A 15,085-nucleotide genomic window follows, 5' to 3' on the forward strand; every position below is an offset into this window, starting at 1 on the left:
GACGACTTAATTCTAAAGGATATCAGGGTGTCTTTTCTATTATTTTGCATTAAAAAGATGCCGGTGATTTCTCACCAACATCAGAAAGTATAGAGCCATAACTCGTAGAGTTATGTCCCAGACTCTTTTTAGTAGTTCCAAGAACATTTGTTTTTTTGATATAGCTAAATATACTTACTTGGTATAAGTGTCTTACCTACTTTTATTAAGTTCATAACTAATATAAGTTGAAATTTATATTGATTGCTAGTTTTGAATAAATCTCATTTTTTTCTAATTAATTTCTTCTAAAACTATTGAATATATAATGTTAAGTGGTAAAATTAATTATATTAATGAAAAAAAGGAGTTATTTTATGAAAAAGAAATTAAGTTTATTAGGGGTTACCTTATTATGTAGCTCAGCGCTAGCTACAACTGTTACGTTACCGTCTAAAGTATTTGCAGAAGGAGCATCCACATCAGATTCGACATCAACTAATGATTTAGTCGCACAATTACAAGCTGTTATTGATGGAGCTAAACCTTATGTAGACTATACCAAGTATGAAAAAGGACCTGTAGATACGTTAAACATGTATATAGGATTTGCTGAAAGTGACATCACTAATGGATATATTTCAGAGACTACTCTACCAGGACATATTGATGCCATCAATAGTGCATTAGAACTTGTAAAATCTTCTCCCTTAGACGTAAGTGAACCATCAAGTACAGAATCTACAAGTTCCAGCACTTCTGAATCTGAATCATCAAGTACAGAATCTACAAGCGCCAGCACTTCTGAATCTGAATCATCAAGTACAGAATCTACAAGTTCTAGCACTTCTGAATCTGAATCATCAAGTTCAGATTCTACAAGCTCTAGCACTTCTGAATCTGAATCATCAAGTACAGATTCTACAAGCTCTAGCACTTCTGAAGAACTTAAACCAACTATCAATGTTTCAGATAAAACAATGTATGTCGGTGATAAATTAACAGAAGAAGATATTTTGAACTGGGCGACATTTGAAAATGTGGATGGTTTAAAAATTGGTTTTGAAGTTATTGGTGACCCAATTCAAGTATATAAAGTGGGAAATACTTTAGCTGAACCGGGTGTTCACCAAATTAGATATTATGTAGAGGCCACCACACGTGCTAGTCAAAAACGTTATTTAGCAGAAGAAACTATTACACTAACGATTAATAATAGAGGCATTACAGATACTACTTCTTCAACTACAACTAGTAGCTCTAGTTCAACGGGAATTACAAATACGACTAGTTCACCTGGAGCATATACCAAACCAACAGGTAAAACAACACCAATTAGTTCAGCTTCTGCAATTGCTGGATTGCCACAAACAGGAGAAACGAACTCACCATTGCTAACAGTAATTGGTTCTATGGCATTACTAGCAGGTGGAGCTTATGTATTAACTCTTAAACGCAAAAAAAGTAACTAATATCGTCATTTAACACAGTTGTAAACATAATCGTGATTAACTAAAGTAGCCCACATATCTCTTGGTATGTGGGCTACTTTAGTTAATATGATTTCTGAAAATTAAAAAATGTTCAATTTTAATGGTATGTTGACACGTTGCCTTTTTTCGGTAAAAATAGCAACATGCATTATGTACCAAAATATCTGAAGGTAAACGAAATAGTATTTTTTTAATTGAGCTTATTAATTTTAGGTGTAGTTATGTGGGGTCTATTCACTCTTATAAGAGCATCTAGAAAATGTATAGTGAAGTGGTTGAAGCTGTTTCAATAGTGATAATAATTCTTTGTGTACTATTGCGTGTTTCCGGAGTACTACTTTTCAAAAAGGATGATTCACTCTTTATAAACTAAAAAAGACCTACCTTTGGGGAAGGTAGGAAAAGGAGTTAAAAATGAAAAAGTTTTATTTGTTAGGGTTGTTTGTTAGGTATGAGTAAATAATACAATTCAAATTTGAATTAATTGTGATGAATTAGTATAGAATTTCTGAAATAAAAAAATTATTCCTCAAAAAGGATCGATAGCTGCATCGTATGGAAGGTTTATTTGCAACAATTGGAGATTTTTTTAGTTCCGTAGCACTAGCAATGTATAGTAAGAAGAAAAAGTAAATAATATTAAAAAAGAGTAATATGGAGGATACTGTGAAAAATAAAATAATAAGATATGTGGTGTTTTTTTTCTTGTTTTTTGTAGGATTGTATTTTTTCGTAGAAGAAAAAGATTTTCTTAAAACGATCCAACTATCAGTAATTTTGTTGATAGTAATTACATTGTCGGAAATCCTATTTCCAGATAAAAAAAGATGAGTTATACCAAAAAGGATCAACAACTAAGAGAGGATAAGTCTTGTATGGAAAATAAAACAAAATCAATAAATATAGCTAATACTCCTAAGAATAACATGGAAGGAATTTTGTAGTTATGGGAGAAGCAAGAAATAGAAAAATAACTGAGCTATACACCAAGAACTTCTATGGCAATTTTGTAATAAATTTAATTCTGAAAGGAAAACCAATAATTCAAATACTACCTGACGGAGTGGTAAGCAACTTTTCTAGAAAAACAATTTTTGTGCCTTGGTCCGAGATATTAACTATTTTTGATGAAAATGTTTCAATCCCAGGAAGTCTTTCTTCCCAATATATAATTGGAATAACTGTATCCAACAAGTATGCTAAACTTAATTATAAAAATGCCCTTCCAATAAAAAAAATCATTCGACAATCAAAACCGTTTAGATTTTCCGATGGAATTTCAGGGACAAAAGGTAACATAAAACTGAACCATGATTTTAGTAATGAAAAAGTTGTCTTATATATTAATCGCAAACAACTTCGAAATAAAGGGAAGGACCTATTTAGTATTTTGAAATCAAATCTAGAAGTTATTAAAACGGGCTATACTTACAAATGAACAAGTACAAATTCTAGTTGAAAGAGAAAAAATCTCAAAGGCTCTTTCAGGGAATGTTGACAAAGACTTAGAGAAATTGGAACAAATAGGAAAACTAATGAACAGATATAAAGCTTTACAGAAAAAAGAAGATAGAATTCCCAAAAACGATCACTAAAGGAGTAAACAAGTGGATAGTAAATATAGCGGTTATCGAGATAGAAATGGAAAACCATTGAATGATGGAGATAGTGTGTTGATTGAATTTTTTGAGAAAGGGTATTGGACAAAATACAATATAGTAAAAATAGTCGTTACAGAAGATGATGTTCTAGTTACCGACTATACAGATTATTGGTTTGCTCCTGCACCAACTCCCATAACAACTTTTATGAGAGCTCACAGTTTTAGATTTACCAAAAGCGATCAGTAAAGTAAGGAGATTAATAATGATTATTCCATTCATTCCTTTTCTTGTATTTGTAGAAATAGGTATAATTCATATTTTGATTTATTATTTAACGAACAGAGTATGGAAAAATTTAAAGTTTGGACCAAACTTATATATAACAGGTTTGCTATCAGGGGTGATTAGTTATGTGGTAGATTGGTATGGTATTTACCCATTTCTATTTGCTAGAATAACTGAGGGATTTATGCTGGGAATCGGATTATTTTTGTATATGTCTTGGGTAATAGTACCTGCATGTTATTTGATAATGTTGAGTATTTTCTATCTAATCAAGAAAAGGCGAAAAAAATTGTTAGCTTAGGAGTAAAAAAACGATTCATGTTTTTAAAAAGATCAGTAGAGAAGTATTGTGACAAAAGGATTAAGCGATTACTCCAAAAATGTTTAATCTTCTGCGAATGAACATGAATAACAGCTTAAAATAATCATGCCACATTTTTTATTATGATATACTATCTAATGAGGTGAAGGTAAATGGTCAATATGAATGATGTTGCAAAAAAAGCAAACGTGTCTAGAGGAACTGTATCAAATTATGTCAATCACGTAAAAATCAAGCCAGAATTAGCTGCTAGAGTAGAAAAAGCAATTGAAGAGTTGAATTATATACCAAATCAAGCGGCTAGATCATTAAAAAAACAAGAAAGTGACATCATTGTATTTATATTACCAACGATATGGACGCCATTTTTTTCTGAATTGGCATACTATATCCAATTAGAATTACAAATTCAAAATTTTAAAATGTTATTATGTAATTCTCAAAATGATTATAATTTGGAGTTAGACTATATAAAAATGGCGCAAGAACAGAAAGTCAAAGGAATTTTGACTATTTCCTACAGTGATATAGAACCCTATCTTATTTCAAACATACCGATTGTTTCAATTGAGCGTTATTTTAATAGTGCTATTCCATTTATAACAAGTGACAATTTTGGTGGCGCTAGACAAGCAGCAGAAGAATTGCATAAACGAGGTTCAAAACGACTGCTGTTGATTTTAAGAGAGTTACCTAATAATTTAGGTATTTTTGAACGAATGAATGGTTTTATTGATTATTGTACTCATAATGAATTAGAATATGAAGTTTATTTAGATAAAGGAAACTCAATTGATTTTCCCAAAAGACTGGATCTATTTCTAACTGAAAAATTTTCAGAGAATTGTCCTTTTGATGGGATTTTTACTGTAACAGATCGATATGCAGAATTTGTTTTTAATACATTTGCACATTTACCGTGGTCGATTCCAGAAGATGTACAATTAGTTGGTTTCGATGGTGCTAGAAGCTTTTCTAATCAGTCATTGACTATTTCAACAATGTGTCAGGATGTGCGTGAGATTGCTCATTTAAGTGTGAAAGAGTTAGTGGAATTTGATGATAGCTTAGCTATACAAAAGAAACATATATTGCCAGTGAAGTTTACAGAATTTAAGACGACTAGAAAATTGGATGAAAAATAAATCCAATTTTTTTGTTTGAAAGCCCTTGCTTTTTTGGAACGTTCCAAGTATTATAATAATTATATATGGAACGTTCCAAAAATGGTTTTTTCTAAAACAATTAAGGAGATGAATAGTTTGGATTATAAAAAAATTGCTGAAGAAGTATTAGAAGGTGTCGGGGGAAAAGAAAATATAGCGAATGCTGCTCATTGCGTTACGCGTTTACGCTTAGTATTGAATGATAGTAATAATTATAATAAAGAAACATTAGAAAATATCGAAGGCGTTAAAGGAGTATTTTTTAATAGTGGACAATTACAAATTATTTTTGGTACAGGAACAGTAGAAAAGGTTTTTGCTGCATTTCAAGAAGTTTCAGGGATAAAGGAAGCTTCATTGCAAGATGTAAAAGCCTCTGGAACGAAGCAACAGAATAAATTACAACAAGCATTTAAAGTATTCTCTGATATATTCATTCCAATCATTCCAGCTTTTGTTGGGGCGGCGATGATTTTAGGATTGAAGTCACTATTAACGACACAATTTGGCTTTTTAGGCGGATCAATGGCGGAGGAATGGCTTTGGGCGCAAGATTTAGCTAGTTTTCTAGGCGTTATTGCGACAACATTTGCTTATCTTCCTGTCTTAGTCATGTATTCAGCAACCAAACGATTTGGTGGAAATCCGATCTTGGGTTTAGTGTTAGGTTTTGTGATGATTACACCAGATTTGATGAATCGTAATGACTTTGTCTTGGGCAATTATGATACCCTATCCTCTTGGCATGTATTTGGATTATCCATCCCACAAGTTGGGTTCCAAGGCGGCGTGTTTCCAGCAATTTTAACGGCATGGTTCTTATCAAAAACAGAAGCATTTGCGAAGAAAAAAACACCACAAGCGTTGAGTTTTATTTTGGTACCGACAGTTACGATCTTATTCTCTGCTCTTGCTTTATTCTTGGTATTTGGTCCGATCGGTAATGCAATCGGCACGGGATTAGGATGGATCATTGATATTCTATACAACAAAACAGGATTTGTGGGTGCCTTTGTTTTTGCAGCATTGCTTCAGCCACTTGTTGTAACGGGCACACAACACGCGATCCAGGCTATTGAAGCGCAATTAGTTGTAGCTACAGGATTCAACTACATTCAACCATTATGGTCCGTTTCAATCATCGCACAAGGTGGAGCAGCATTGGGCATGTTTTTCCTTGCGAAGAAAAATTCTAAGCGTCGTGAAACAGCAATGTCTAGCTTTGTTCCAACATTATTTGGTATTTCAGAACCAGCTATTTTTGCAGTCAATTTACGTGACTCGATCATTCCATTTCTTGCTGCTTCATTTTCAGCAGGGATCGGTGGTGCTTTTATGAAAATATTTGATGTCAAAGCAACAAGTTTTGCTTTAACAGGTCTACCAGGTTTGACGATCGTATACCCGCCTAGATTGATCTTTTATATCATCGGAAATTTAATGGCATTTATTTTACCAATTATTATTTTGATTGTTTGGAATCGCGTTAAAGGGGTAAAAGGAGCAGAAATAGGAAAAGGTAGTACCTTATAAAAAGAAGGGACGTCTGAGAGCGATTGATGAGTAAAAAAATTGAAAAATATACATTTTATACGACGGAATGGCAAGAATATTTAAGTCAATTAGAAGAAAAAATAAACGAGAGCGCCTATCTCCCAAAGTATCATTTATACCCCAAGACAGGCTTGATGAATGATCCAAATGGTTTGAGCTATTTTAATGGCAAGTATCAAGTATTTTATCAATGGTTTCCATTTGATTCTTTTCATGGAATGAAACATTGGGGCCATGCTACTTCAGAAGACTTAGTTAAATTCAAGGATGAAGGTTTTGCTCTTATTCCTGATGAAGAATATGAAAAAAATGGTGCGTATTCTGGTAATGCTTTCGAATACAATGACGAACTCTATTTGTTTTATACAGCGAACTATAAAACAAATACAGGGAAAGTAGCGAAGCAAGCTTTGGCGATCATGGATAAAAAAGGGACTATTACGAAATATCCGAAGAATCCAATCCTTGAGGGTGCACCGAAAGGATTTAGTCAAGAATTAAGAGATCCTTTTGTTTTTGAGCGTAACAGTTCTTTTTATATGTTACTTGGCGGAGGTCGTTTTTTGGAGGGAGAACAAACAGGTTTCGGTGACATTGGTGAATTGCTTTTGTATAAGAGTACTAATTTAGTGGATTGGACGTATCAAGGAACGATTGATTTACCGATCGATAAAGGTTATATGTTAGAATGTCCGAGTCTTGTAACGATTGATGGAAAAGATGTTTTATTTCTATCACCGATGGGCTATGAGAAAGAAACGTATCGTTACCAAAATCGCTTTTCTTCCATTTATTTAGTAGGACAATTGGATGTTGAAAAAAGAACGTTTGCATTAGAGCATGTGGATGAGTTGGATGCTGGCTTTGATTATTATGCCCCTCAATCATTTTATGGAAAGAATCAGTTGCCATTAACTTTTGGTTGGTTTGGCTGTGGTGAGCAAGTGTATCCAATTGACACTGAAGGTTGGAAACATGGATTAACGACTGCACAAGAAATGAGACTAGTGGATGGAAAATTAAGACGTTTTCCAACAGAAGAAGTACAAAAACAGTTTACTGATAAACAAACAATAAGAACTAACCAACTTCTTTTAGAATATCCCTATTATCATCTTCAATTTGAATTGAACAAAGAACAAGAGTCGACTATTTGCTTTGGTACAAAAGATGATTTTTGGCAATTGAATTTAGATGAAAAAAAAGAAACAGTAACAATTGATCGTGGCCATTTAGCCAAAAAAATTGATACCGAATATGGTATGAAACGAACATGTGAAATAGCTGAATTAGCAAATAATATCACAGTTGATGTGTTTGTTGATAATAGTTTTATAGAACTGTATTTGAATGAAGGCGAACGTGTTTTTAGTTTTAGGGTCTTCTTAGAATCAGAACAAACCACTATTTCGTTTTCAAAAGAAACTGAAGCCACGTGGGCATATTTAAAATAATAGAGATCTCTCTGCGCATCTTGATAGATTTAGTCAAGGTGTGTATAGAGTTTTTTTGTGCGACTTTTTTTATGCATAACATTTTTACTCTGTCCTTGTGTTCAGCAGAAATTGAATCTGTCTGAAAGGTGTATAAGGGTGGGTTTATCTACTTATTTTGGTGAAAAATTGAAAAAAATGAATTTATTTGATTAACAAATGAACTCAAGGAGCGTAAAATAGTCTTATGAGAAGTGCTGACCGACTGGCAAGATAATAAGGAAGAATATTTACTGAAAAAATAATTAAAAATGGGTATACGTTCTTAATAACAATCAAAAGAAATGCTCACTCTTCTTTTCAACACGAAAAACAATTAATCCTAAACGATATCACCACATCGTTTGAAAAAGGTAGCCACACAATTATCACTAGACCATGAGGCAGTGGGAAAAGTACCTTTCTTAAATTATTGGCTTTTATACTGACAACAACGAAAGGTTCAATTATGTTCAACAACCAAAACATTGAAAATGCAACACCTGAAAATTGTCGCATGCAAGTCTCCTACTGCTTTTAATAACCAATAGAACTGAAGGAGGAAGTATTATGGAAAAAGCTTTATGTATTATGATGGAAGATGATGATCAAGCGAAGTATGTATATGAAAATATAACTTTATTGAAGTTGGTAGAAGATATGATTGAAGAGTAAGAAGTTCTTCTCTTCACTTCAGGTGTTAAGGACTGTGGAATGAGTACATTTGATATTGATTTGTTTCGATTTGTTCCTATTGCTTCAGACTTAGCTACATACTTTAAGAATAATGACAGTTAGGTGCATAAGGTGCGATTCTCAAAAAGAAGGGTTAACTTCTGGTAAACAAAAAAGACCTCCCTTAAGGAGAAGGTAGGAAAAGCAGTTAAAAAAGGAAAAAATGTTTTGTTAGGGTTGTTTGGTTTAAGTAAATAGTACCTTAGAATAATGAATAAAAAACATCATTAATCGCAAGCAACATCAAAATAAAGGGAAGAACTTATATAGTATTTTGAAATCAAATCTAGAAGTTATTAAAACGGGCTATACTTACAGAAATAAAAAATTGAAGATAGATTATAGTGAATCAAGTATAAATTGGAAATGATAGGTATAGATTCTCAAAAAAATGATAAATAAAATATATCTAAAAATAGGAGGAAATGACAATTAAAACGCTATATTTAATGAGACATGGGCAAACATTATTTAATTTAAGAGGTAAAATTCAAGGGGCTTGTGACTCTCCTTTAACTGAGATGGGAATCGAACAGGCGAATATTGCAAAAAATTATTTTAAAGATAAAGAAATTACGTTTGACCATGTATATTCATCAACACAAGAAAGAGCAGTTGATACTGCTGAGATAGTTTGTGAACATAGAGATGTTGTTCGATTAAAAGGATTAAAAGAGTGGAATTTTGGTTTATTTGAAGGTGAAAGTGAAGAGTTAAATCCCAAGATTAAACCCGGTGAAACTTCTTATGGAGATTTTTTTGTAGATTATGGTGGAGAATCTAGCGAAATAGTACAAGAAAGAATGAATGATACTTTGACTGAAATAATGAAAAAAGAAAGTCATAAGAATATTTTATGTGTTAGTCATGGAGGTTCAATGTATCGATTTATACAAAAATGGTTATCTCAAGAACAAATTAAAACAATTAAATTTACGAACTGCTGTATTTTAAAATTTGAATATTCAAATGGAAGGTTCGAATTCATAGAGTCAATTAGTCAAGATATCTAGTTTCTCACAAAAAGGATCGTTTGAGAAAGTAGTTGATTTCTGTCGGCTGCATAGTGAGATCCACTAGGGAAAATACACTTAGAAACGAATGAGCAACAATGCCAAGACAAGGGCCAAACTCAAAAAATAAACTTAAGGAGGATGAATCCTTGGTAAAAAATAAATTAATTGCGCATATACTATTGAAAATAGACGATAAATATCTTTTCATAAAGAGGTCAACGATAAAACGAGGAGAAGAGAATTTTTTAGCAGGTTTTTGGGATATACCAGGAGGAACAGTCGAACAAGGAAAAACACCAAAGCAAACTGCTATAAGAGAAGCATATGAAGAAACAGGTCTAAAAATTTATATTGAGAAAATTATTCATGAAGATAGTAATTATGATTCAAGAAAGGAAACTATTTTTACTAGATTGGTGTATGAAGGGAGTATTGAAGGTGAAAAAGAAATAACTTTAGATCCAGAAGAATATACAGATTTCATGTTAGCAACTTCAGTTATAGAAGTTCCAAAACTTGTAAACTACTTAAAAAAATATTTCTCAAAAAGGATGGTTAACTCCTGGTAAACAAAAAAGACCTACCTTAGGGAGAAGGTAGGAAAAAGAGTTAAAAAAGAAGAAAATGTTTTGTTAGGGTTATTTGATATAAGTAAACAGTATCTTATAATAATGAAAAATAGGAATAAAAATCATCATTTTACACTCTCTTTTTATGGATTCTACTAGCTAGCAAAAAAAGAGATTTGCGACCAACTAGTGTTATAAGGCATGATTTTCCTCGGATTCCCAGGACAGTATCGGTTTCCCAGTGACCAAGTTCTTCTCTATTTTAGCCTTTGCTGGACGTTCATGGATCGTTCCCACATCCGTGAATCTTCTACGACAATCACCAATTCTTCATTCACTGATATTCTTCCTTTTCGTCTTAATAATTTTCTAACCGCAGGACTTCCTTTAGAAAACTTTGATTAGATAGACCATTATAGATTGAACGATAAATAGTAAGATAACTAATAATAGATCTATTGTTTTCTAAATTAATTCTATTGGCTATCTGTTCTGGAGATCACTATTCTTCAAAAAGTAACTTACGAATCTTTTCTTTATAGGGTGACTGATCCAATATCCTCTTTTTCCCGCATTTCTCCTTGTTCTTATGATAAGATTTTTACGCTATTACTGATCAAGGTGGAACTGAATTAGGAACCGGTACAGTAGGAGAAGATGGTAGTATCAAGATTGATACAAACCGTCCACTAGAAGCAGGCGAAGTGATCACGGCAACACCAAGTACAGGTGAAAATATCGGAACCCCAGCAACAGTAACGGTATTGCCAAAAAGTGAAACCGGCGAAGGAGACACAGGCAACATAGGAACGCCAGATTCACACAAACCAACAATTAACCAACCAACAGCAGGCGACCAAGTAAATACAGGTGGGGATATATCTAAAGGAAAAACATTTTCTAAAGATCTTCCTAAAATGGGTGATGAAATTTATCAAAGTATCTCTATATTAGGCATTTTGATGATTTTATTTAGTGGTGGTATCTTTTTGATAAGGAAAAAAAGTTAACTACATGATTTAAGAAAATTTAATATTTATATTTTTAAAAGTAAATAAGAAATTTAGTAAGTATTTCGTAAAAAATTGAAAGGAGCAAATACCATCAAAAAAGAATATTTGCTCCTTTCATAGTATCTATAAGGGACTGTAAAGAACTTAAACAAAATTCTTTACAGTCCCTCTTTTTCTTATTTTTGGTTTCTATGTAACTTCCTTCAGATGGTGCATATCTACGCTTACAAGTTGGACAATCAAAGTAGGGTTTCATATAAACTTTTCCTATCAATTCTCCTCAATCATATTCAACAAAAAAGTCAAGCTACGATTATAAGTGTCTATAGGTACTTTAAATTACATTGACCTAATGCTTTTATACTCATGCTAAGGCTCCTTTTTTGCTTTTTTCTTCTATTCTAAATCCAGTGCAGAATCAAGGAGCATTTGAGTATCCAGTTTTTCTCCTAGTGATCGACCAAAATCAATGAAAAAAGTATTAATCTGTTTTAAGTTTTTTCAGCATGACCCTTTACGATGATTAAGGAGGAATCAACATGAAGAAAAAAAGAATAATAATTTAATAGCACTCTTATCTTTGGGAATATGCTTTGGGTCAGCATACCTAGACATGGCTACAAGGTGATGATAAAAAATGAATGCTTTAAAAACAGTATTAAAAGATAAAAAAAGTCATTGTTAATGAAACAGGTGAATATGAGCCGTTTAAATCTTCCTTGTTAAAAAACGTAACCATAGTTAAAAGTCAGGATGAAGCTGATGAAATTCTCAAAAAAAGATCAATAAAACGTGAATTGCGTTCCAAAATACGACCGAAAGAAAAAGTAAAAAGCCATTTTCTTTCAGGTCGTATAGTTATTTTCTAACTACAGGGAGTTTTAAGGTGATTTTTTTATGTTCAAAATCAAGTAACTGAATGTTAGTTGTTCCGCCAATATCATATTCAATGGTTTGATAAAGCTCACCATAGCAGGCACCAATAAAATGATCGATATCTGCTAACGTTTCCCAAGGATTTGTGAAGACTGCATATGTACCACCAGCTAATGTAAAGGTTCGATTTCCGTCATTATCTTCGATAAAGTATTTATACGTACCGTTACGTTTATCGGGATCATTCATAATAAAGGCCTGAATCTTCTTTTTATCAGTAGGTAAAATCTCTAATTTCTGATTATTGACTTCAGTAAAATCTTCAGGGGTTTTAGGAATAGCGAACTTGTACTGTTTTCCAGTGATTTCTTGGCTATTCAAATACTCGATACTAAAAGACATAGATCGTCACGCTCCTCTTTTATATTAGTCCGATGTACTTTAACGACTGATTTAGGGTTTGCTAAAAACAGGAGGTACATCATCTCAAAAACCATAGCAATTCTACTTCATTTTGTCAAAATTTTAGTCAGGCAAGTTTCTGTTTTAATCAGATTTTTCAGCAAGCTCTTTACTTGATTGGTGAGCTAGTAATTCAATCAAGGTCACAACTGGAATTTGTGTGGTGATATTGATATACGGATCTGTGTAAATCGATCGTTCATCAGGCATGTAATAAGAAATGTTGTAATCAGCCAACCGAGCTATCGTTGAATGCTCATCATTAGTAATACTGAGTATTTTAGCTCCTGACCGTTTAAAATCAGTGACCTGTTTAATGAGCTCAGAGGTTTCTCCTGAAACAGATAAAATGATTACTAACGTATTTTCAAAACCTCTTTGAGGAATTGGGGTAAATGGATCACCGATACTATAAGCATTGATACCCATATTTGTAAAATAGCGACTGCCGTATGTTCCTAAAATCCCACTGGTGCCAATTCCTGAAAAAACGACATGACGAGCGGAGGTGATCATCGTGATTGCAAGTTTCAATGTTTCATAGTACGTTTGTTGATTAAGGCGCTTTAAAAAAGAATCAACGTGTATCGTAGCAGCGTAAAATTGGTCAAAAAAGGTTGTTGTTCTTCGCCATTTTTGATAGCGTATTTCAATTCAGAAAAACCATCAAAGCCTATTTTTGAACAAAAACGTAGAATCGTTGAAGTGGATACATGACCATTTGTGGAAAGTTGACGAATCGTCAGCTTTGGAATATTATCCATATGTTCCAAAACATAGTGATAAACAAGCATTTCTAGCTCATTTAACGACTGGACTTTTTCTAAATCAAACAAAAAGATTCCCCCTGTACAAAAAAATACGGTTCCTTCATTTTTTATATAAGAAATGAAAAAATGTTTCCTTTATATTGTACAGGAAACATAGTTATTTCGCTTGTTATTACTTTTTTAGCTAAAAAAAAACAGTCAAAGAAAATTAATTTTCCTAACTGTTTTGCGTTAATTCTTTTCTTCTGTGGAACCGTTGATAAAGAAAATAAGCAAGCAATGTAAATAGCAAAGGCCCCATCAATAAGGTTAGACTCTGTAGTAGATTTCCTTGAGAGAGAGGCTGATAAAGTTGGAAGCCTATAGCTAAACTAATACTGATGATCACACTGCGACTAAGAAAAACAGCGTAGGCGTTTGAATGAATCAGAACGGTTTCTGGTTTGTCTTTTAATTGTTTTTTCTTAAAGGCTGGGTATGCAAGCGCCACTAATAAATAAGGAATAGCTCTGGAAAGATTTGTCATCAGCGTCAGTTGGTTATATAAAAAGACAACATAGTGACTGCCAAGACTAATACCTAAAATAAACAAACTAACCAGTCCCCCTTGAATCAGCAAGGCATAAATCGGCATATCATGTTTATTTTTTTGTTTTAAACGAAGGTGCCAATAATGCTTAGGGGTCCCCTCTACAAGCGTTCGAATCGGCAGATAAAAAATCGTCGATAATAAACTAATATAAGAAAGTAATAGCGTCAAAGCAGTAAAACGAGTAAGTACTTGGGCTAATAATTGAACGTGTGCAGCTGATAAAGAAAGTGCGTGACCACAAGCATAGCCTAACTGTTCCATTAATTCATACATTAAATTCCCTAAATGAATACTATTATTGGCTTTTAAACGGACTAAATCTGTTCCGCCGCTCCATAAAAGAATACCTAAAAAATAACAACTAACAACGAAAAAACTGCTGAAAATCAATAATTTGGGAAATTGTTTTTTTTGTTTGCCTGTTTTATCAACTAAGCTTGCAATTGTGTCTAGACCGCCAAAGGCTGTAATCGCAAAAATCAGAAAAGACAACTGCCCGACCAAGCTTTGTTCAGATGACGAGTCTGTCGGAATCACTTTGAAACTAGCCGTAAGGTTTGGTAGGATATCAGGGCGATTGGTGATCCATAGCAATAAATTACCGCCAAGACTTGCAACAAGTAAGACAGTCATCATAATTCCGCTTAAATATAATAAAGATGCAATCCCTTTAAAGCCTCTACTCACAAAAAAGAGCATTACTACAACTGCTAGAATAGAGAACAAACCGATGATGCTAGACGTTGAAAAATAAGAGCTCGTCGTATTTTTTTTTGTTAAATCTTCACCAAAAAGTAAAATCGATGCAGGAATCCAAATCTTCATAAATAAACTGATCATCCAAATAAAATAACTACAATACCATAAAAAAGCAGCAATAAACGCAATTTGTTCAGAGAGATGTCCAGCCAGCCATTGATACAATCCGCCAATATGATTTTTATAAACCCCAGTAAATTCTGCTATAATGATAGCATAGGGAATAAAATAAAACAGAGCTGCACCGATAAAATACGGAAACGCTTTGATGCCCATTAAGAAAAAAGCTGTCGTCATACTAGAAAAAGAAAAAACAGTCATCGTAATGATCATTACTAAATGCTTGGAACTGAAAGTAGTGGTTGTTTTCATTAAAAAATCCTTCTAAAATAAGATATGTTGGCTTAAGAATAAGAGA

At 33.0% G+C, this 15,085-nt stretch carries 11 protein-coding genes and 2 pseudogenes; 10 read left to right on the forward strand and 3 right to left on the reverse strand.

The features are described 5' to 3' along the window. Positions 1-356: 356 nt before the first annotated feature. The 10 genes and pseudogenes from BCR24_RS02415 to BCR24_RS02465 all read left to right on the forward strand — a co-directional run bounded on the left by BCR24_RS02415 (position 357) and on the right by BCR24_RS02465 (position 11,205). Positions 357-1,451 carry an LPXTG cell wall anchor domain-containing protein gene (locus BCR24_RS02415; RefSeq protein WP_069638976.1) on the forward strand — a complete coding sequence of 365 codons (1,095 nt, stop codon included), beginning with the start codon at positions 357-359 and terminating at the stop codon, positions 1,449-1,451. Positions 1,452-2,418: 967 nt separating this feature from the next. Further along, positions 2,419-2,910 carry a hypothetical protein gene (locus BCR24_RS02420; RefSeq protein ID WP_069638977.1) on the forward strand — a complete coding sequence of 164 codons (492 nt, stop codon included), beginning with the start codon at positions 2,419-2,421 and terminating at the stop codon, positions 2,908-2,910. Positions 2,911-3,079: 169 nt separating this feature from the next. After that, positions 3,080-3,322, forward strand: a complete 243-nt coding sequence (locus tag BCR24_RS02425) for a hypothetical protein (RefSeq protein ID WP_069638978.1) — start codon at positions 3,080-3,082, stop codon at positions 3,320-3,322. 513 nt (positions 3,323-3,835) lie between these two features. After that, positions 3,836-4,828, forward strand: a complete 993-nt coding sequence (locus BCR24_RS02435) for a LacI family DNA-binding transcriptional regulator (RefSeq protein WP_069638980.1) — start codon at positions 3,836-3,838, stop codon at positions 4,826-4,828. A 117-nt stretch (positions 4,829-4,945) separates the two neighbouring features. Continuing rightward, positions 4,946-6,382 carry a PTS transporter subunit EIIC gene (locus BCR24_RS02440; protein WP_069638981.1) on the forward strand — a complete coding sequence of 479 codons (1,437 nt, stop codon included), beginning with the start codon at positions 4,946-4,948 and terminating at the stop codon, positions 6,380-6,382. Between the two features lie 26 nt (positions 6,383-6,408). Further along, positions 6,409-7,857, forward strand: a complete 1,449-nt coding sequence (locus tag BCR24_RS02445) for a glycoside hydrolase family 32 protein (protein ID WP_069638982.1) — start codon at positions 6,409-6,411, stop codon at positions 7,855-7,857. 433 nt (positions 7,858-8,290) lie between these two features. Next, positions 8,291-8,416: pseudogene (locus tag BCR24_RS17015) on the forward strand (ABC transporter ATP-binding protein); the annotation flags it as partial. A gap of 619 nt (positions 8,417-9,035) precedes the next feature. Beyond that, a complete protein-coding gene (locus BCR24_RS02455; RefSeq protein ID WP_209437231.1) occupies positions 9,036-9,623 on the forward strand; it encodes a histidine phosphatase family protein in 588 nt (195 codons plus the stop codon). 149 nt (positions 9,624-9,772) lie between these two features. Next, positions 9,773-10,195 (forward strand): NUDIX hydrolase, encoded by a 423-nt coding sequence (locus BCR24_RS02460; protein WP_069638984.1) that lies wholly within the window; start codon positions 9,773-9,775, stop codon positions 10,193-10,195. A 704-nt stretch (positions 10,196-10,899) separates the two neighbouring features. Next, on the forward strand, positions 10,900-11,205 hold the full coding sequence (locus BCR24_RS02465) for an LPXTG cell wall anchor domain-containing protein (RefSeq protein ID WP_069638985.1): 306 nt from the start codon (positions 10,900-10,902) through the stop codon (positions 11,203-11,205). 861 nt (positions 11,206-12,066) lie between these two features. On the opposite strand, the gene BCR24_RS02470 is transcribed toward BCR24_RS02465, so the two are convergent. The 3 genes and pseudogenes from BCR24_RS02470 to BCR24_RS02480 all read right to left on the reverse strand — a co-directional run bounded on the left by BCR24_RS02470 (position 12,067) and on the right by BCR24_RS02480 (position 15,039). Then, positions 12,067-12,486, reverse strand: a complete 420-nt coding sequence (locus tag BCR24_RS02470; protein ID WP_069638986.1) for an effector binding domain-containing protein — start codon at positions 12,484-12,486, stop codon at positions 12,067-12,069. Positions 12,487-12,630: 144 nt separating this feature from the next. Then, positions 12,631-13,382 (reverse strand): annotated as a pseudogene (locus BCR24_RS17365) (MurR/RpiR family transcriptional regulator). Between the two features lie 151 nt (positions 13,383-13,533). After that, on the reverse strand, positions 13,534-15,039 hold the full coding sequence (locus BCR24_RS02480) for an amino acid permease (protein ID WP_069638987.1): 1,506 nt from the start codon (positions 15,037-15,039) through the stop codon (positions 13,534-13,536). Between the last annotated feature and the right edge of the window lie 46 nt (positions 15,040-15,085).

The sequence above is a fragment of the Enterococcus ureilyticus genome (genome assembly GCF_001730315.1).
GTDB lineage: Bacteria > Bacillota > Bacilli > Lactobacillales > Enterococcaceae > Enterococcus_L > Enterococcus_L ureilyticus.